Origin of the sequence: Methanobacterium sp. (assembly GCF_038562635.1) — an archaeon.
Lineage (GTDB): Archaea > Methanobacteriota > Methanobacteria > Methanobacteriales > Methanobacteriaceae > Methanobacterium_D.
On the sequence record NZ_JBCFBO010000001.1, the window covers coordinates 1,245,125 to 1,264,552 of the forward strand.

Below are 19,428 nucleotides of genomic sequence, written 5' to 3' on the forward strand. Positions count from 1 at the left end.
TTAATATTCATTTATTGTCTTAAGGAACCTATCAAATGTATAATCTGTATCGTGAGGTCCAGGACCTGCTTCTGGATGGTACTGTACACTTGAAACTGGAAGTTCCTCATGTTCAATTCCTTCAGGTGTACCATCGTTCAAATTAACCTGAGTCATTTTAAGAGGAGTTTTTTCAATTGATTCTGGATCAATAGTAAATCCATGATTTTGAGAAGTTATAGAAACTTTATCAGTCCTCAGATCCATTATTGGTTGATTTATTCCCCTATGGCCAAATTTCATCTTGTATATCTTGGCCCCAAATGCAAGCCCTATTATCTGCTGTCCAAGACATATTCCAAAAACAGGAAGTCTTTCAGATAATTTCCTTACATTTTCTATAGCCTCTTTTACCCTTGTGGGGTCTCCAGGGCCGCTTGATATAAGTATTCCATCAGGGTCGTGATCAAGAACGTCTTTATAATTAGTTTTATACGGTAAAACAACTACACCAGTTTCTCTTTTGAGTAATGCATTTATACTGTTATTTTTTATTCCGCAGTCAACAATAGCTACCCTTCTTTTGAAATCTCCCCCATAAATTACGGGCTTGTCAACACAAACTTGATCTACAAGGTCTATTTCTTCTATATCCGGTTGATGCTTTGCAGTATCCAGCAGTTCCTCATCAGATATGTCTTCAGTTGTAAGTGCTCCTTTCATGGTTCCGTGTTCTCTGATCTTTATTGTAAGTGCTCTTGTGTCAACTCCACTTATTCCTGGAATTTTATAGTCGCTTAAAAATTCTGAAAGGCTTTTTTGGGAGTGGCTGTGTGATGGATGCTTACTTTCATCCCTTACTATGAACCCTTCTGCCTTTATTCCATTTGATTGGAACCACTCGTCAGATATTCCATAATTTCCCTGAAGAGGATAAGTATTCATTAATATTTGACCTTTATATGAGGGATCTGTAAGCGATTCTACATATCCTGTCATTCCTGTAGCAAAAACTACTTCCCCAGTTTTTGTAGTTTCAAAACCAAAACTTTCTCCTTTAAATATTGTTCCGTCTTCCAAAGCTAATTTTGCTTCCCTTACCATTTAATCACCATATAATCGCGAGTTAGTTTAATAGCTTAAATTAATTTAATTAAAAAATTGAACTTTAATTTAGTAGTTATCTTTATCACATTTGATCTTTTACTATTATAGTTTTATGTAGTTTTCGAGAATTAGATATTGAAAAATTATTCGGTGGCCTTCAAAAACCCATAGGGGTTTTGATGCCTACAAAAACGAAGTTAGCAACTCTTCAAGTTGCACTCCGAAATCGCAGATTTCGAGAGTTTTCGCATGCCCGCAAAATCCTCAAAAATCGAAGATTTTTGGGAGTTAGAAAAATGCAATGCATTTTTCTAAAATTCTAAGAATTTTGCACGGCTTTCAAAAACCTTTGGTTTTTGATGCCCACAAAAAAATCAAAGATTTTTTTGGACGGCTTTTTTCATGATTACGGCGTCTTCACCGTCTTCATAATAACCTTCACAGATTTTACTTTCTTTAAAACCTAAGTTAGTGTAGAATTTTCTTGCTCCCCTATTTCCAACTCTAACCTCTAGTTTAATTTCCCTTACATTGCATTTTTTGAAGATATCTACAGCATAGCTTACAAGTTCCGCACCTACACCTTTCCTTCTGTAATTTTTATCTACCGCAATTGAAATTATATGGCCTTCATCTTCATATCTGATCCAAAATATAATATATCCCACAACAATATTATCTTGTTGGGCAACTAAAAATCCTGCCCCTAAATTATAAATATCTATAATAATACTTGCCGGATAAGGATCCTTAAATGATTCCATTTCAATTTCAAGGACTCTTTTAATATCTGGACGTTTAAATTCTCTTATTATCATGAATATCTCCGTGGTAGAAATGTGGAAAGATTTTGCTCAGTATATCATTAACAATTATAGTAACGCAGAGAAGATAGTGGAAGTAGGTGCTGGAAAGTTCCATAAAGTTGCCTCTATTCTGGAAGAAAGCCTCAGTTCATCTATTGTCATGACAGATATTAAACCTTCTCATGGGAAAATAATCAAAGATAATATTTGTAATCCTGACTTAAAAATATATGGTGGATCATCTCTTATTTATTCTATAAGGCCCCAGCCAGAATTGATGCCCCACCTTATTCTTGTTGCAGAAAAAATTGGTGCCGATCTTATCATAAAACCATTTTCTACAGACTCGGTAAATTCCAGCAAAATGAAGCTTATAAATTATAAAAGGGCAACTTTTTACAAGGCGTCTTATAAATAATAGTCCTTAAAAACGTGATTCCTGCTAAAATTGGATTATTATTTATTTTTCAACATAATATATCGTAAAAACATGATATTAAGCTTTAAAAATTGAAAATAATTTTTAAAATGGATTTTCTAAACAGCATAATGCTATTTGAAAATTGTTCAGGGTTATGATATTATAACATAATTTTGACCAAATGAAAGAATTTAATTAATTATATATTAGGTTAATTACTATAAAGATTGAAGAACGGTTGTAAAATCCCTCAAAAATTTGAAGAATTTTTGGGGCACGAATCGAATCTGTAAAACATGCTGTGCATGTTTTACGCATAAAAAAATCGGAGATTTTTTAAGATTCGTAAGCTTCAATTTTACACAGCAAAAAACTTCATTTTTTGCATGCCGTCGAAAAATCGGAGATTTTTCGGGCAGCAAAATTAAAAATTTTGCATGTTTGCAAAACAAAGTTAGCAAAACTAAAGTTAGAAAAACTTTGTTTTTCTACATCAAAAATCAAAGATTTTTGAAGTTTTGCATTTTTGGAAATCGAAGATTTCCGATACCCCGAATGCGAAGCATTCGAGGGCTCCAAATCCTTTGGATTTGAGAGTTTCGCAACCGCAAACATGGAATGTTTGCATGCCGTCGAAAAATCGGAGATTTTTCGGGCAGCAAACACAAAGTGTTTGCATGTTATAAAAAATATAAAATTTGAACCATAATATAACCTTAAATGTATTAAAACTATTTTTTACAAACTATCAAAAATAAATTTATGTTAATATATCATTTTACAAAGATGTGTTACAATGAAATGGCAAAAGTTAAGTGTAGATGAAACGTTGAAGACACTCAACTCAGATGCAAATAAAGGTTTAACAGATGAAGAAGCTAAAAAACGTAACCTTAAATTTGGACTGAATGAACTAGTTGAAAAGGAGAAACCTGGCCCAATACGTCTTTTTTTAGGGCAGTTTAAAGAAATACTTATAGTCATACTCATATTTGCCGCCATAGCGGCATATTATGTCGGGGATACAATTGATGCGGTTGTTATCCTGATTGTTGTTGTAATAAATGCTGTTGTTGGATTTATACAGGAATACAGGGCAGAAAAAGCTATGGAAAAGCTTAAAGGCCTCATCTCTAATGAAGCAGTTGTTATCAGGGATGGTAAAAAACAGAAGATACTTGCTAAAAACCTAACACCTGGAGATATTGTTGTTATAGAAGAAGGAGACAATATTCCTGCAGATTTAAGACTAATAAAAAGTTTTGATTTGAGGGTAGATGAATCAGCACTTACTGGAGAATCACTTCCAGCTAAAAAACACTTCGAAATCCTTGATGGTGAAGAAGAAACAGATAATTTGGTCTTTATGGATACTGATGTGTCTCTAGGTAGAGGAAAAGGTGTTGTAGTAGCAGTAGGTATGGACACTTCTATAGGGAAAATAGCAGAATTAATACAGGAAGAAGAAGAGGATACTCCCCTACATCAAAAAATAGGCCGCCTTGGAAGGAACTTAGGAATTCTCGCACTGGTTGTCTGTTCAGTGGTATTTGTTTTACAGTACCTGCAGGGACTCCCAATAATTGACACATTTTTAACAGCTATTTCTTTAGCAGTTGCAGCAGTTCCAGAAGGTCTTCCTGCAATTTTAACACTTACACTCGCCCTTGGAATGCAGAGAATGGCAAAAAGCAATGCTATTGTTAGAAAACTCCTCGCAGTTGAGACTTTAGGGTCATGTAATGTTATATGTACCGACAAAACAGGTACACTTACCAAAAATAAGATGACCGTAAGGGAAACCCGCATAACTGCTCCTGAGAAAGCCTTTGAGATTTCTGCATTGTGTAACAATGCGGTTTTAAATGAAGGCAAGCTCATAGGTGACCCTACTGATGGGGCCATATTAGCTTATGCTGAAGAAAATGGGTATACCCGGTCTGAACTTGAAAAAATACATCCAAGACTGCTTGAAATCCCGCTTGACAGCGTTAGAAAACGGATGACGACTGTGAATGATTTCAATGGAACTAATTATGTCCTGGTTAAAGGAGCTCCAGAAATCGTTTTAGACAAATGTATGTGGATTGAAAAAGATGCACGACCTCAAAAACTCGCTAAACAAGATAAAGAGATCATATTAAATGACTTAAAGGACATGACAGGTAAAGCCCTTCGTGTTCTGGCTCTTGCATACAAAAAACTAACACCTGTAGAACAAGATATGGATAGTGTTGATAAAGATAAATTAGAAGAAAACCTTGTTTTCGTTGGTTTAGTTGGAATGATGGACCCACCAAGACAGGAAGCTAAAGAAGCAGTTGCAACCTGTATGAAAGCAGGGATCAGAGTTGTAATGATAACAGGAGACCATGAAGATACTGCTGCAGCCATAGGAAAAGAAATTGGAATTCTTACAGAGGGCAAAGTCCTCACAGGTTCCGAACTTGATAAACTCAATGAAGCTGAATTTAAAGAGATGGTTGATGATATCCAGGTTTATGCAAGGGTTTTCCCTGAACAAAAAGTTAGAATTGTAGAAGCCCTTAAAGAAAAAGGCAACATCACATCAATGACTGGAGACGGTGTAAACGATGCTCCTGCGCTTAAGAGGGCAGCCATTGGAGTTGCCATGGGAAGCGGTACCGATGTCGCTAAAGAGTCGGCAGATATGCTTTTACAGGACGATAACTTTGCTACTATTGTTAAAGCTGTTAAAGAAGGACGTATAATATTTGATAACATCAGAAGATTTGTCAGGTTCCAGCTTTCAACCAACATAGGAGCCATACTCACCATTACTTCTGCATCGATCCTTAGCCTTCCCGTACCATTTAACCCAATCCAGGTTCTATGGATAAACATAATTATGGACGGCCCACCAGCACAATCCCTCGGAGTTGAGCCTCCTGAAAAGAATGTTATGGAACGCGCTCCACTAAAAGAAGAAATAATACCCCGGAAGAATTTGCTTAAAATAGCCATTGCAGGAGTTGTAATGACTGTAGGAACACTGGTACTCTACTATTTAGAGCTTGTAAATGGAGCAAGTACTTTAAAAGCTACAACAATAGCATTTACTGTGTTTGTTATGTTCCAGATATTTAACGTGTTTAACTGCAGAGCAGAGAAGTTCTCAAACTTCTCAAACAAGTTCCTGGTTGTGGCAATTGGGCTGTCGTTCTTACTGCAGCTAGCCGTTATATATGTTCCATTCCTACAGGGCGTATTTAGAACAACTGCACTGTCAATAATTGACTGGGTTGCAATTATAATAGTTGCTAGCTTGATTTTTTTAAGCGACTGGCTAGTTGAGAGGTTTATAAAATGAATATAATGGTAATGGCAGGTACAAAAGATGCTGCAAATATCATAGAAAAGTTAAGCAGTACAGAAAAGTTCAATATACTTGCCACAACCACTACATCTTATGGTGCAGACATTGCAAAAGCAGCGGGTGCAGATGAAATAATTTCTAAAGGGCTTACCCTGGAAGAACTGGTTGAAGTAATTAAAACAAATGATATAAACATTTTAATAGATGCTACCCACCCATTTGCTGCAATTGCAACCCATAATGCTATAAAATCTTCAAAAATAACTGGAATCAAATATTTAAGGTTTGAAAGGCCATTAGAAGATTTAAAAGAGAATGATCTGATTTATGAAGCGCCTTCATTTGAAGAAGCCGCATTAAAAGCAGAGAAACTAACTAAAGGCAGAGTTTTGCACCTTGCAGGGGTTTCAACATTAAAACCTGTGGTTGAAAAAATTGATTCTTCAAGGTTATTTGCAAGGGTACTTCCATCAGTCAATTCCATCCAGAAATGTATTGACCTGGGAATAAAACAGGAAAATATAATAGCAATGCAGGGCGTATTCTCAAAAAAATTCAACAAAGTATTGTTCGAGGAATATAACATATCTCTCATTATAACAAAAGAAAGTGGAGAAACAGGCGGAACTCTATCAAAAATAAGTGCTGCCGTTGAACTTGGGCTTGATGTAGTATTGGTTACCCGCCCAAAAGTTGCAGAACTTGAGAATAACGATATTTTTATAGATCTAGATGAAATAGTTGATTTTATGTTAAAAATTACATAAATCATTATTTAAATTCTTTAAAAACATCCATATAATTTTAACTTTATTTTTTAAATTATTTCTATCCTTATTTCCAATTTAACTGTTTTTAACACTGGTCGCTTCCATTTAGGACTAATTACAATATTGGAAATACAATATACTAACCATAACCATACCTAAAGATAGTTAATATATATAGCATATGTTCAAATAAGATCAACTCAACGTATGAGGTGTTTTTATGGATAATCATGACTATGTTTTACTTGCATCTATTTTTACAATAGGCCTACTTATTGGCCTTGCAATTAATGGAGGCACCTCCTATTTTACAGATACTCTCACAGTGCCCGATGATCTCAACCAGACTTATACAAATGCCATTGATGACGCTATGATCGCAGATGATAACGAAATCAGTACAAATCTCACCCCCATTACTGAAGATAATTCCAATTTAACCTGGCAAGGAAATAGCAGTGATAAAAGAGTTTTAGTTGTTTTATGGACAACACATAAATCCAGCTATCCTGTCGGAGGAAATATAACTACATACTGGGGTGAAACATGGGTTACAGCTGTTCCTGAGATAAAAAACTTCTTTAAATCCCATTCAATTTCCGAGCAGTACCTCCAGTTAAGAGTGGCACAGCTTTTAGGTTTACCTCCAGATTCAAAGGATGATTACTTTGTAGAAGTTTGGGTAAATCCAAAAGACCTTTTTAGACCAGCACCTGACAACGAAATCAATGATACAACTGCACAACTGGATTTCCCAAGCTCAGTTGATCCGGCATATGAGAAATGGTTCGATAACAACATAATATCTTCCTATTTCCCTAAAGAGTACCCCTGGACACGGTTAGGATATACATATGATTGGGGCAACCCCAATTCCCACATAGGACTAAGCGAGTTCGTGATGAAAAATAATTCAAATATCACAGTTAAATCAGTGCAGACAACAAAGGAGTATCTTGCCTCTTAAACCATTTCCATTTTTTATTTTTTTATAAACAGATACATCTATTGTTGCTATGCGTATAAAGTGTTTATTATTAATTTTTTAGGTTAAATAGACATATCATGATTTTAAATGTATTTTTAAGATTTAAATTTTGTTTGTATAATAAAATAAGTTATTTATTACAAAAAAGACATAATTATAACCATCTGTATACAAATAAATTAAAATATAAATGGAGTTGTAAACTTGAAATCAATAGTTCTATATTATTCAAGAACTGGAAAAACAGCCATAGCTGCAAAAGCCATTGCAGATAAAATATCCTCCGAAATAATTGAAATTAAAGACCTTAAAGGTAGAAAAGGATTTATAGGTTATATAAAAGCTGCCCTTGATGCACGAGGCATGAAAACAACACCTATCGAACCAAATACTATAAATGTTGCAGACTATGATACCATCTGTCTTGGAACACCAGTATGGGCTGGAAAACCAGCTCCCGCCATAAATACCATTATAAAAAACATGGAAATTAGAGGAAAAGATATTATTCTATTTATAACTCTTGGGGGAAACAACTACAAAGATGCACTCAACTCAATGAGCAAAGAAGTTGAAGCAGAAGGAGGCAATGTAATTAAAACCATTGCAGTAATAAAAAGCGGTAATAAAACTGAAGCAGATATTGCAAATGAAATAAATAAAATAGATATTAATATTTAATCCATTTTCAAAAGTAACCGGCAGTTCCATCCCCATGCCCTATTTTAATTAGCAATTTTATAAAATTAATACTTATTTTAAAATATTTATGTAGTTTTGTCTAATTATAAACCGTTTTAAAAAATTTAACACAATTTCGTACATTACAAACTATTTTAAATGAGTAAAAATAAGTAAAAACATACAAAGTAGTATAGATATAATTACAAACAGGTGTATTCATGGCTCCAGAGGATATTTTCGAACTCTATGAAGAAATAAAGGAGGATTTAAAGTTTATAACTTCCTCTGATATTCGAGCGAAAATAATTATAAGTTTAAAAGAAGGACCAAAGAAGTTAGGTGATCTAAAAAATGAAGTCCATATGAGGTCCTCTTCTATTTTACACAGCATGAGCCAGTTAGAAACTAAAAACCTCATAACTAGAGAATTCCAAAGTTATTCACTATCACAGACCGGAGAAATGGCAGCAACCGTTCTTATAGACATGGTAAATTCATTCTATTTAATTAAAGAAAATGAAAATTTCTGGTTGAACCATGACATAACTGAAATTCCAGAGGATTTAATGGGAAAAATTGATGATTTAAGTGGTTTTAAAATCATAACCTTTCCAGATTTTTCTGAGAAATCCCCATTCCAAGAGCTGCTTTTAGATTCTAAAGTCATAAAAGGGATTATTTCCCCTTTAATCATTTATGATGAACTTGAAGTGGTAAATAAAAAAGAAGACATACATCTCATTTTAGCTAATAATAACTCAAATGAAGTTATTGAAAAATTGAAGTTTCAAGATATATCCATAACCGAAAATATTAAGCTATGGAAAATAAACGGCAATTTAAAATTAATTTTAATCGTTACAGATAACTTCATATTGTTGAATTTACCCCAAGTACTAAAAAATGATTCTATCAGTTATCTAGTGAGTAAAACTGAAGAATCAATTGAATGGGGAAATAAATTATTTAATCACTATCTTAGCCAAGCTGAAGAATTAAATATTTAATTTATAGTGAATAACATGTGAAAATTCCCTCAAAAAATCAAAGCCTTCAAAAACCGCTGGTTTTTGATGTTTGAAAATCGTAGCTTACAAACCTTCGGTTTGTGCCATCGAAACCTCTGGTTTCGTGGCCCTGAAAATCAAAGATTTTCAAGGCTCCAAACCCGAAGGGTTTGAGAGATTTTGTAAACATTTTTCTCCAGCTTCGTTCCGTAAACATAACTTATTAAGCTTATAAATTTAAATAATTATTTAAATTTAATATTAACAAGTTTTAAAACACTTAAACAATTTTTTTTATAAATTAATAATTCAACATCTGGTTATTTACTATAAATCTATTATCTACTTTCTAAAAGGATAACTTCAACTTCAGCTCCTTCTGGAACCAGTTCCACATTTTTATTAATTTCAAAGTATCCATCAGCCTCTGCAATAGCTGTTATTGCACCAGAATCTTTTAGTATAGGACTTGCCATCCCATTTTCTATTTTAACAAGAACATATTGATGTCTTCCCCTTGATGAATGGTATCTCCTGGACAATTTAAGTCTTAAAACATCTGATTTTCGACGGCTTACAGAAGCCATTTTTCGCAGGAATGGAGCTACAAGAACGTGGAAGATAGTTAAAGCTGCTGCAGGATAACCTGGAAGTCCAAAAACCGGTTTATTATTAATTTTACCGACTATTGTAGGTTTACCTGGCTTTACAGCTATCCCATGAACAAAAACTTCACCAATATCATCCAAAACCAATTTAAGTACATCTCCAGCACCTGCTGAAGTCCCACCTGAAGTTATTATTACATCTGCATCTAAATGCTGTTCTATACGAGTTCTGATGTCATCATAATCATCTTTTGCAACTCCAGAATATATGGGAGTACATCCACAGGATTTCACTGCATTTGTAATAGTTTGAGAGTTTATATCATATACCTTACCATATTCCAGCGTTTCATCATAGCTTATTATTTCATTTCCGGTTGATATCACTGCAACTTTAGGTTTCTTAAAAACAGGTACTTCCCCCATCCCTATAGCGCCTAAAACTCCAATTTTATCATGAGTAAGTATAGTGCCTGAAGCTAAAAGAAAATCTCCTTCAGATACATCAGAACCCTTAGATGCTATCCATTGTTTAATAGCTGCGCTTTTATGCATATGTACATGTCCATCTACTTTCTCTGTAAATTCTACCATTATCACAGCATCTGCACCCTCGGGAACTGGAGCCCCAGTACCTACCTCAATACATGTCCCTTTTTCAACTTTTTTCTCTGGTTTATCTCCAGCCCCAATAGCATCGATTAATTTTAAAGTTACAGGATTATCTTCAGAAGCCCCAAATGTATCCTCTGCTTTAACTGCATATCCGTCCCGTGATACCCGGTTAAACGGCGGAAGATCAATTGTAGCGTGCACATTTTCTGCCAGTACTCTCAGATATGCATCCGTTAGGTGTACTGTTTCAATTTCCCGTTTAATCTCTATATTTTCTATGATGCCCTTTACGTCTTCCGAATCAATTATTTTTAAAAACTCTGTTCCCATGTGAATCACTTTCAAGTTAAATCCGTTGATATACTCTCTTTAAAAATTTAAAGATATTTTATTAATGATATTAATTTAACATATATCCAATAAAAATTTTCTGAGTTCAATATCTTTAAATCCATATTCCTTTAAATTATTTTTATAGTGAATGACCAAATATTTTTGACTACTGTCAAAATTTACAATTTTCGAATATCTAATAATTTATAAGTTTAAAAAATTACATCATTCACTATAAACCTGATTATATCTAATTAAAAATATTTAAAAAAGATCATATTAATGGTTTCAACTTATAATTTTAATAAATATTTCTCATTTAACTTAAATACGACATTTTAAGAATTAATTATTTTTAATGGAGTTTCATTTAACCATTTTGTTAAATCAAGGAACATATTATGATTTAAAATATCTTACTTGATCCTAAATTTAATTAATTTTAATATTTATCAGTTGCCACTTCAATTTAAATAAAATAATGATAAAAATTATTGTTTAGATGTATATGGTATTCATTTTATACAATGCATTAATCAATTATTTAGATTTTCTATAAAAAACGATCAAAATTTGATATGAAAATAGTTTTCATTTCAATAATTTTAATAGACCATTTTATATACTATAATACACATATAACTTATAGCAGGAAATAGATGATTATTTTACTAATAAGATTGCTTAATTTATCAAAAAATACCTGATAAACCTGTAATTTCACTATTGATTGTATAAAACATGACTATTTAAAAATCTAAGGTTTTTGGACTCGTAAAGTCATGATTGTCAGGTTAATCAAAAAGGTGATTAAACAATATAATTAGTATTTATACATTGTTCATCTTATTTATTATGTATTATAAAAATTAGAAAATATTTCAACTAAGGAGGAGAGTATTTGAATAGAGGCAGAGGACGTGGACAGGATACACAACAGGTTAGAAGAGTAAGGTCTCCAAGAAAAGGAGAAATACCAGGTGTTGTTGAACAGATATTGGGTCACGGAAAATTAAAAGTCAGATGTGCTGATGGAAAAACAAGGCTTTCCAGAATACCTGGAAAAATGAAAAAGAGGATATGGATAAGGGAAGGAGATGTAGTTCTTGTTAAACCATGGGACTTCCAAAGTGACGAAAAAGCAGACGTCATATGGAGATATACAAGAACAGAAGCAAACTGGCTTGAACGTAGGGGTTATCTTAACTTATAATCTCTAATACATTTTAATTCATGATTTAGCGATTATTTAATGCTTCATTTTAATTTTATAGTAAACAACTAAAAAGTATTTGCGGGGCCAAATGGATTCTAAAATATCAAAAGCAGACGACATTTTACAGAAAATATTATCTGAAAAAAGAATTAAGAGCGTTGAGGATAAGCGCGTTGGAAGCGAAGTATTTGATAGAATAACTCTTAAAACACTTTACAAACTCGCAAATGATGGGTATATTCACAGGTTAAATGGAGCAATAAGCACTGGAAAAGAAGCCAATGTCTTTACAGGTATAGATAAGAATGATAATTTTGTAGCTGTTAAAATTTACAGAGTTACCACATCTGATTTTAAAAAAATGCAGACATACATCCAGGGAGATCCTCGATTCCACGTAAGAACTACAAATAAACGCCAGCTTATAAATGCATGGGTTAATAAAGAATTTAGAAATCTTCAAAGGGCCGATGAAGCTGGAGTTAAAGTACCAAAACCAATTGTAGCTAAAAACAACATACTCGTAATGGAGTATATTGGAGATGAAGAAGGAGATGCAGCGCTCCCAATGAGACATTCCGATATTAAAGACCCTGAAGAACTGCTAAATAAAGTAATCAATAATATGAAACTTTTATACAAAAAAGCAGGACTTGTACATGGAGATCTTTCAAGTTACAACATTTTAATTCAAGATAATGAACCCGTAATTATCGATATATCTCAAGGAATGACCAAGGATCATCCAATTGCTGAAGAGCTTTTAAATAGAGATATAGAAAATATTACTAAAGATTTTAAGAAATTAGGCGTTAAAACATCTGCAGAAGAAATTAGAAGCGGAATTATGGATTTTAAATCATAAATACGCGCGACTAAAATTTATAATTTAAGGTTGAAAAAACTGAAAGTTTCCGAACAGTAAAATTATAGATTTTGCACAAATCGGAGATTTATATACTATGTTTTGCAACTGCAAAACAGGGTTTTACATTCAAAAATTCATAGAGGTGAATAGCATGCCCAACACTGAATATCTTAAGATCCCAAAAGAAAGAGTAGGGGTCCTAATTGGAAAAGACGGTACTACAAAAGAACATATTGAAAACACGACTAAAACAGAACTGGATATTGAAAGTGAAACTGGGAGTATCACCATTACCCCAACAGATGAAATGGAAGATCCTTTATCTGTTTGGAAGACTAGATACATTATAAAAGCTATAGGCAGAGGCTTTAGCCCCGAAACAGCTTTTAAATTACTTGATGATGAATTTATTCTAGACATAATCAATTTGCAGGATTTCGTTGGAAAATCAAAAAAAGCAATACTCAGACAGAAAGGAAGAATAATCGGTAGAGAAGGAAGAACAAAAGAAATAATTAAAGAAATGACCGATGTAGATATTTCTGTATATGGTAAAACAGTATCCCTAATTGGAGACATGGAAAGAATACAAATTGCCAAAGAAGCAATTGAAATGATTTTAAATGGTGTAAGACATAAAAGTGTTTACTCATTTTTAGAAAAGAAGAAACAAGAACTTAAAAGAAAAGAATTTGAGAATATTGTACTCAAAGAATAAACTCATCACTCAATTTTTACGATTCAAACAAAAAATAAAAAAAACCTAAAAAACACTAATTAAGGAGGCTAAATTTGGAAACAAACGCGTCTTTGCAAAAAGAAATATCTGCAGAAAGAGAAGCATCTGAAATCTTTGAAGAATTCAAAGAACTTACTCCATCAGAATTTTTCAGAAGAAATAAGCAAATGCTCGGTTTTTCTGGTAAAATACGATCACTAACAATAGTTTTCCACGAACTGATCACAAACAGTATTGATGCTGCAGAAGAAGCAGGAATTTTACCAGAAATGGTAATAGATCTCAAAAGAGTAGATAAAGATCATTACATTTTACGTCATCAGGATAACGGGCCCGGTATTCCCGAACCTTTCATCACCAAGGTATTCTGTACCATGTTTGCTGGTTCTAAATTTAGAAATATCCAATCAAGAGGACAGCAAGGGTTAGGTTGTAGTGGATGTGTTTTATTATCTCAAATGACCACAGGACAGCCTGTTAAAATAAGGTCAGGATACAAAGAGGGAAACAAGATCAAAGGAGTGGAAATGACGGTCAAAATGGACGTCAAAACAAACCAGGGGCTCATATTAGACCGGAAAGAAATTGAATTAGATTCAACTGGTGTGAGCATGGAACTTCACTTTAAAGATGTTTCCTATTCTTTAAGTGAACAGGGAGCATTTGAATACATAAGAAGAACCATGATTGCAAACCCCCACGCTAAAATCGTGTTTAAAGATCCAACCGGCGGCAGGTATATCTTTGACAGGGCAACTGATGAAATACCACCAATGCCAAAAGAAGTACTCCCTCATCCAAAAGGAGTAACAGCGGATGACCTGATCTTTATGGCAAAGCATACTGATAAAAGACGGTTCAGGAGCATGCTTACAAGTTCCCTTTCCAGAATGTCCAATAAAAGGGTGGATGAACTTGAAGAAATAACCGGCATTGATTTCAACAAACGTCCTAAGGACATGAAATGGGAAGAAGCCGAAAAAATCGTTGAACTGTTCCAGTCAATGGACTTTATGGCACCCCCAACAGCAGGGTTAATTCCAATAGGTCAGGAACAAGTTGAAAAAGGTATGATAGAAATATTAGCACCTGAATATGTAAAAACCATAACCAGGAACCCCAAAACATATAAAGGAGGAGTATCCTTCGTTATAGAAGCAGGGCTTGCCTATGGTGGAAAATCAGGAAGAGTTGTTGGCGAGCAGAAAAAAGCAGAAATCATGCGTTTTGCAAATAGAGTTCCGCTTACATTCGATCAGGGAAGCTGTGGTATAACTGAAGCTTTAAAAAGTATAGATTGGAAACGTTACGGTATACGAGACCTTGAAAATGCCCCAATAACAGTATTCGTTAATATTGTGTCAACTCACGTGCCTTATATGTCTACAGGAAAGCAAAGTGTTGCCCCTGAAGCTGAGATAATGCAGGAAGTAAGGCAGGCTACAATGAAAATTGCAAGGAGCTTACAAAAATATTTGAACGCAAAAAGAGCTGCTAAAGAAGAAGCAATGCGTGCTCAAATATTTGAAACACTGGTACCTGTGGTACTCAAAGAAGCTGCAATCCTTGCAGAAAGGGATGTTCCAGAGTATGCTGATGTTATGGCAAAAGTCACAAGAAAACCAAAAATTTTAGGCGGTGTCACTGATGATGAATAGACGAGATTTCACCTTAGCTAAACTCAAAGGCCTGGGAAATACAATAATAGACGACGTTGAGAAAAACACGGTTCCTGCAGTAAAGGTTCCTTCAAGAGGTACATCAAACATAGTTTACGATCCAGATAAACGTTATTATGTCCTTGGTGACCGATATGGGCAGAGATCCCTCGGAAACGTGAAACAGATCAAAAAAGTTGCCCAAATGGTCAGCATGGCAAACTTCTGTAAAGTTCTTGTGGAAACCCAAAAAACAGCCACCATGAGGGAGACGTACTACGTTTCAGAAGGATGGGATGTCGACTTTGGAAGCCAGGATGAATCTAACCTTATAGGTGAGGACCTGGAAGTTACACTTGGAGTAACACGTGAAGACCTTGGACTAATGCCTGAAGAAGACGGCGCATCTGTTTATGGTAACATCACCATAAAAGATGATGATGTTGAAATCAACGCTGCTAAATCAGGTAAATCCGGATACTCCATATCTCCAACCATTGACGATGTTGAATTTGTCGATCATGATGTTCAACGAGTAATCGCAGTGGAAACCATGGGGATGTTCCACAGGATGGTTCAGGAAAAAGCTTACAAAAAATTCGACACTTTAATCGTTGGATTAAAAGGTCAAGCTGCAAGAGCAACAAGAAGATTCCTTAAAAGAGTTAACGAAGAGTTACATTTACCAGTTTATATTTGTAACGACGGAGACCCATGGGGATTCCACATCGCCATGGTTATAATTTCTGGAAGTGCAAAACTTGCTCACGTTAACCACGACCTTGCAACACCTGATGCTAAATTTATGGGTGTAACTGCAAGTGATATAATAAACTATGACCTTCCAACTGACCCATTGAAAGACATAGATGTCTTAAGACTTAAAGAACTTGCCAAAGATCCAAGATATAAAAATGAATTCTGGCAGAATGAAATTAAAAAGATGCTTAAAATCGGGAAAAAAGCAGAACAGCAGTCTTTTTCAAAATATGGTCTCGAATATGTCGTAGATACATATTTCCCAGAAAAATTGGACTCAATGTAAAGTTTTAGAAGATTTCTTCTAGATAAGGAAACCTACAAACATTTCATGTTTGGAGCTCTCGAAATCTTTCAAAATTCTACAAATTTTGAACACACAAAACCAAAGTTAGAAAAATGCAAAGCATTTTTCTACATAAAAAATCAGAGATTTTTTAAGGTTTTGTTAGCTCCGATTTTGGAGCGTGAAACAGAGTTTTCGCAAGCTTTGTCTCGTAGCCACGAAAGCATAGCTTTCGAGAGTACAAAAATTTTATATTCAAAATTTTTGTAATTCTTAGTTTCCCATTTTTTTTACTTTTTAAATAAATTACTTCATAGAAGTAAATTAACCAAAAATAATAAATTAGATTTCAACTCAATTATTTTAATTCTACTTATAAAAAATTCAACTGTTGATAAATATGCCGGCAATCGATAAATTTGAAAGACCTGTATTTTCGCTTAGAATATCAATAACCAACCGATGCAACGTTAGATGCTTTTACTGTCATCATGACGGTATACTCCCACAGAGCTATGAAATGACTCCTGATGAGATCTACAGAGTTTCAAAAATAGCAGCAGATACTGGCGTTCGAAAAATCAGGCTTTCGGGCGGAGAACCTTTAATAAGAAACGACATTGTTGAAATTGTTGAAAAAATAGCCGCTGTTGAGTTTAAAGATATAGCTATAACAACTAATGGAACGCTCCTTGGAAAATATGCCCGCGAGTTGAAAGCTGCCGGCCTTAACCGTGTGAATGTAAGTTTTGATACGCTTAATCCAGAGACTTACAAATTTATAACCAAAAAAGATTACATTGAAAAAGCCAAAGATGGAATTAAAAAAGCCTCAGAAGCGGGACTTTATCCGGTCAAAGTAAACATGGTGGTTATGAAAGGGATAAATGACCATGAAATCTGGGACATGTTCCAGTTTTGTAAAGAAAATAATGCAATACTTCAGATTATAGAGCTTTTAAAATCAGACAATCAACCTAATTCTAGATTTTTCAGCGAATATCATTTTAAAATGGATGAACTAGAGGAAGAACTTACTCAAAAAGCAGATGAGGTTAAAACAAGACAATTCATGCAGGACAGAAAAAAATATTTCATTGAAGATGGTGAAATCGAAGTTGTAAAACCAATGGACAACACCGAATTCTGCAAAAATTGCACCAGAATTAGGATAACACCTGACGGTAAAATTAAACCATGCTTACTTCGAAATGATAATTTGGTTGATTTAATAGAACCAATGAGACAGGGATCTTCTGATGAAGAGCTTAAAAAAATATTTTTAGATGCCATACAAAATCGAGAGCCATTCTTTAGAGAGTGTTCTAGCTAAATAATTTAAGTAAGTTCATCTCCAAAAAGTAAATAACATAATTTTACTAATTATTTAGACAATTAATCAAATTCTGTTTAAATAGATAACACACAAATATATACTCCTTATTTTGATTCTATACTTAAAATTAGTTTTAAAAAAATATTTTATTTAAATCAATTTATAGATCAATTCCCCCTTTTTTGAGATTATTCTAATAATATCCCTTTTAAATAAAGTATTTGAAAATTAAGCTAATTTGATTTATCTATTTTGATTGGGCATAACTAAAACAAATATGAAATCATAAATATTTATAATGCCAAAAAATATACTAGAACATGTGAAACTGGTGTTTTTATGTTGAGGCTCGTACTTGAAGAGATAACGTCGCATGTGAAATCCATGGATATCGATGATGATGCTAGAATACTCATGGAAAAATATTTGCGTGAGGCGTCTAAAGTATTTATATGTGGTTTTGGAGAATCAGAGCTTGTAGGAAAAGCTTTTGCTTCAAGGCTTAGTGAAATCCGCCGAAATGTTTTTGTTATTAGTGAAACTATAGTTCCCGAGATCAATGAAGGGAACATTCTCATAGCTATTTCAGGATCTGGGGAAACGGAACCAACTTTAAGTATTACAAAAAAAGCAGCAGATATTGGTGCAAAAATTATATCCATAACTTCTTTTACTGATTCCCCGCTTGCCCAGATATCCGATGTTGTAATTGAAATACCCGGTAGAATAAAAGCAAAAACTAAAAATTATATAGAAAGGAGAGTATCAGGCGAATATGAGCCATTAACACCTTTCGGTGCCCTCTTTGAGATATCGACGATGATATATCTTGAAGGCATCATTGCAGAACTTGCAAACAAGGAGGTCAATTTATGAAATCTGTTGGTATAAATGGATATGGAACAATAGGTAAAAGAGTAGCAGATGCTGTTTCTGCCCAGGATGATATGAAAATTGTTGGGGTTACCAAGCGAAGCCCCGATTTTGAAGCCCGCATGGCTGTTGAAAAAGGTTATGATCTCTATATAAGCGTTCCTGAAAGAGAAAGTTCCTTTGAAGAAGCAGGCATCAAAGTAACTGGAACTGCAGACGAACTACTTGAAAAACTGGACATAGTGGTCGATTGTACTCCTGAAGGAATTGGAGCTAAAAATAAAGAAGGAACATATGAAAAAATGGGCTTAAAAGCAATATTCCAGGGTGGAGAAAAACACGACCAGATAGGGCTCTCATTTAATTCATTCTCAAATTATAATGATGTAATAGGTAAAGATTATGCAAGAGTTGTATCCTGTAACACTACAGGACTTTGCAGGACTTTAAATCCAATAAACGATTTATGTGGAATTAAAAAAGTAAGGGCAGTTATGGTAAGGAGAGGTGCTGATCCAGGACAGGTTAAAAAGGGACCGATCAACGCCATAGTTCCAAACCCGCCAACAGTACCATCACACCACGGGCCTGATGTCCAGACTGTGATGTACGATCTTAACATAACTACAATGGCATTACTTGTACCTACAACCTTAATGCACCAGCACAACCTGATGGTTGAGCTTGAATCTTCAGTCAGTATAGACGATATAAAAGAAAAACTGAATGAAACCCCTAGAGTTTTACTCCTTAAAGCTGGAGAAGGTCTTACCTCAACAGCAGGATTTATGGAATATGCTAAAGATTTAGGGCGTTCAAGAAACGATTTATTTGAAATATGCGTCTGGGAAGAGTCTTTAAATATCGTTGATGGAGAACTCTATTACATGCAGGCAATTCACCAGGAATCAGATGTAGTTCCTGAAAACGTGGATGCAATAAGAGCCATGCTTGAGATGGAAGATAATCCTTTTAAATCAATCGAAAAAACTAATAAAGCCATGGGAATTCTTTAATATAACCAATATAATTCCCTTA

General features: G+C 34.1%; 18 protein-coding genes. 14 read left to right on the forward strand and 4 right to left on the reverse strand.

The genetic code is table 11. From position 1 onward, the window contains the following. Together carA and rimI are read right to left on the reverse strand one after the other, a co-directional pair. Nucleotides 1-1,083, reverse strand: coding sequence for a glutamine-hydrolyzing carbamoyl-phosphate synthase small subunit (gene carA / locus AAGU07_RS06200; protein WP_342458264.1), 1,083 nt, complete (start codon nt 1,081-1,083; stop codon nt 1-3). Nucleotides 1,084-1,460: 377 nt separating this feature from the next. After that, the gene (gene rimI, locus AAGU07_RS06205; protein WP_342458265.1) at nt 1,461-1,904 is read right to left on the reverse strand and encodes a ribosomal protein S18-alanine N-acetyltransferase; all 444 of its coding nucleotides are present in this window, start codon (nt 1,902-1,904) and stop codon (nt 1,461-1,463) included. 19 nt (nt 1,905-1,923) lie between these two features. Here rimI and AAGU07_RS06210 point away from each other — a divergent pair, with 19 nt between their 5' ends. The 6 genes from AAGU07_RS06210 (at nt 1,924) to AAGU07_RS06235 (ending at nt 9,099) form a co-directional block, all read left to right on the forward strand. Further along, nucleotides 1,924-2,310 carry a UPF0146 family protein gene (locus AAGU07_RS06210; RefSeq protein ID WP_342458266.1) on the forward strand — a complete coding sequence of 129 codons (387 nt, stop codon included), beginning with the start codon at nt 1,924-1,926 and terminating at the stop codon, nt 2,308-2,310. Between the two features lie 799 nt (nt 2,311-3,109). Next, nucleotides 3,110-5,644 carry a calcium-transporting P-type ATPase, PMR1-type gene (locus AAGU07_RS06215; protein WP_342458267.1) on the forward strand — a complete coding sequence of 845 codons (2,535 nt, stop codon included), beginning with the start codon at nt 3,110-3,112 and terminating at the stop codon, nt 5,642-5,644. After that, nucleotides 5,641-6,417 carry a precorrin-6A reductase gene (gene cobK, locus AAGU07_RS06220; protein ID WP_342458268.1) on the forward strand — a complete coding sequence of 259 codons (777 nt, stop codon included), beginning with the start codon at nt 5,641-5,643 and terminating at the stop codon, nt 6,415-6,417. Before AAGU07_RS06215 ends, cobK begins: the two co-directional genes overlap by 4 nt. Before the next feature lie 223 nt (nt 6,418-6,640). Further along, nucleotides 6,641-7,387 carry a hypothetical protein gene (locus tag AAGU07_RS06225; protein ID WP_342458269.1) on the forward strand — a complete coding sequence of 249 codons (747 nt, stop codon included), beginning with the start codon at nt 6,641-6,643 and terminating at the stop codon, nt 7,385-7,387. Nucleotides 7,388-7,612: 225 nt separating this feature from the next. Further along, on the forward strand, nt 7,613-8,089 hold the full coding sequence (locus AAGU07_RS06230) for a flavodoxin (protein WP_342458270.1): 477 nt from the start codon (nt 7,613-7,615) through the stop codon (nt 8,087-8,089). A 221-nt stretch (nt 8,090-8,310) separates the two neighbouring features. Further along, the gene (locus AAGU07_RS06235; protein WP_342458271.1) at nt 8,311-9,099 is read left to right on the forward strand and encodes a transcriptional regulator FilR1 domain-containing protein; all 789 of its coding nucleotides are present in this window, start codon (nt 8,311-8,313) and stop codon (nt 9,097-9,099) included. 46 nt (nt 9,100-9,145) lie between these two features. Here the strand turns inward: AAGU07_RS06235 and AAGU07_RS06240 are convergent, their stop codons facing one another. Both AAGU07_RS06240 and glp read right to left on the reverse strand, forming a co-directional pair. After that, the gene (locus AAGU07_RS06240) at nt 9,146-9,316 is read right to left on the reverse strand and encodes a hypothetical protein (RefSeq protein ID WP_342458272.1); all 171 of its coding nucleotides are present in this window, start codon (nt 9,314-9,316) and stop codon (nt 9,146-9,148) included. 121 nt (nt 9,317-9,437) lie between these two features. After that, complete coding sequence (gene glp / locus AAGU07_RS06245) at nt 9,438-10,652, reverse strand: gephyrin-like molybdotransferase Glp (protein ID WP_342458273.1); 1,215 nt, start codon at nt 10,650-10,652, stop codon at nt 9,438-9,440. 904 nt (nt 10,653-11,556) lie between these two features. Between glp and eif1A the strand changes: the two genes are divergently transcribed. From eif1A to AAGU07_RS06285, 8 genes are all read left to right on the forward strand, one after another. Further along, a complete protein-coding gene (gene eif1A, locus AAGU07_RS06250) occupies nt 11,557-11,868 on the forward strand; it encodes a translation initiation factor eIF-1A (RefSeq protein WP_342458274.1) in 312 nt (103 codons plus the stop codon). A 91-nt stretch (nt 11,869-11,959) separates the two neighbouring features. Beyond that, nucleotides 11,960-12,736, forward strand: coding sequence for a serine protein kinase RIO (locus AAGU07_RS06255; protein WP_342458275.1), 777 nt, complete (start codon nt 11,960-11,962; stop codon nt 12,734-12,736). Nucleotides 12,737-12,890: 154 nt separating this feature from the next. Next, the gene (locus tag AAGU07_RS06260) at nt 12,891-13,457 is read left to right on the forward strand and encodes a KH domain-containing protein (RefSeq protein ID WP_342458276.1); all 567 of its coding nucleotides are present in this window, start codon (nt 12,891-12,893) and stop codon (nt 13,455-13,457) included. Between the two features lie 74 nt (nt 13,458-13,531). Next, nucleotides 13,532-15,136, forward strand: coding sequence for a DNA topoisomerase VI subunit B (gene top6B / locus AAGU07_RS06265; protein ID WP_342458277.1), 1,605 nt, complete (start codon nt 13,532-13,534; stop codon nt 15,134-15,136). Further along, nucleotides 15,129-16,181, forward strand: a complete 1,053-nt coding sequence (locus tag AAGU07_RS06270) for a DNA topoisomerase IV subunit A (RefSeq protein WP_342459349.1) — start codon at nt 15,129-15,131, stop codon at nt 16,179-16,181. Before top6B ends, AAGU07_RS06270 begins: the two co-directional genes overlap by 8 nt. A gap of 394 nt (nt 16,182-16,575) precedes the next feature. Then, a complete protein-coding gene (moaA, locus tag AAGU07_RS06275) occupies nt 16,576-17,514 on the forward strand; it encodes a GTP 3',8-cyclase MoaA (protein ID WP_342459350.1) in 939 nt (312 codons plus the stop codon). Between the two features lie 342 nt (nt 17,515-17,856). Beyond that, entirely contained in the window at nt 17,857-18,393 is a 537-nt protein-coding gene (locus AAGU07_RS06280; protein ID WP_342458278.1) for an SIS domain-containing protein, read from the forward strand. Beyond that, nucleotides 18,390-19,406: a phosphorylating glyceraldehyde-3-phosphate dehydrogenase gene (locus AAGU07_RS06285; protein WP_342458279.1), complete on the forward strand. Its 1,017-nt coding sequence runs from the start codon at nt 18,390-18,392 to the stop codon at nt 19,404-19,406. The genes AAGU07_RS06280 and AAGU07_RS06285 overlap by 4 nt, the downstream gene beginning before the upstream one ends. The last annotated feature ends 22 nt before the right edge of the window (nt 19,407-19,428 follow it).

Bases quoted from the DNA above. Each gene is read 5' to 3' on its own strand.
- AAGU07_RS06210 (WP_342458266.1), top strand. From the start codon at position 1,924: ATGTGGAAAGATTTTGCTCAGTATATCATTAACAATTATAGTAACGCA.
- AAGU07_RS06285 (WP_342458279.1), top strand. From the start codon at position 18,390: ATGAAATCTGTTGGTATAAATGGATATGGAACAATAGGTAAAAGAGTA.
- cobK (WP_342458268.1), top strand. From the start codon at position 5,641: ATGAATATAATGGTAATGGCAGGTACAAAAGATGCTGCAAATATCATA.
- AAGU07_RS06215 (WP_342458267.1), top strand. From the start codon at position 3,110: ATGAAATGGCAAAAGTTAAGTGTAGATGAAACGTTGAAGACACTCAAC.
- AAGU07_RS06280 (WP_342458278.1), top strand. From the start codon at position 17,857: ATGTTGAGGCTCGTACTTGAAGAGATAACGTCGCATGTGAAATCCATG.
- carA (WP_342458264.1), bottom strand. From the start codon at position 1,083: ATGGTAAGGGAAGCAAAATTAGCTTTGGAAGACGGAACAATATTTAAA.
- AAGU07_RS06235 (WP_342458271.1), top strand. From the start codon at position 8,311: ATGGCTCCAGAGGATATTTTCGAACTCTATGAAGAAATAAAGGAGGAT.
- AAGU07_RS06270 (WP_342459349.1), top strand. From the start codon at position 15,129: ATGAATAGACGAGATTTCACCTTAGCTAAACTCAAAGGCCTGGGAAAT.
- AAGU07_RS06260 (WP_342458276.1), top strand. From the start codon at position 12,891: ATGCCCAACACTGAATATCTTAAGATCCCAAAAGAAAGAGTAGGGGTC.
- AAGU07_RS06240 (WP_342458272.1), bottom strand. From the start codon at position 9,316: ATGTTTACGGAACGAAGCTGGAGAAAAATGTTTACAAAATCTCTCAAA.
- AAGU07_RS06225 (WP_342458269.1), top strand. From the start codon at position 6,641: ATGGATAATCATGACTATGTTTTACTTGCATCTATTTTTACAATAGGC.
- rimI (WP_342458265.1), bottom strand. From the start codon at position 1,904: ATGATAATAAGAGAATTTAAACGTCCAGATATTAAAAGAGTCCTTGAA.
- AAGU07_RS06255 (WP_342458275.1), top strand. From the start codon at position 11,960: ATGGATTCTAAAATATCAAAAGCAGACGACATTTTACAGAAAATATTA.
- glp (WP_342458273.1), bottom strand. From the start codon at position 10,652: ATGGGAACAGAGTTTTTAAAAATAATTGATTCGGAAGACGTAAAGGGC.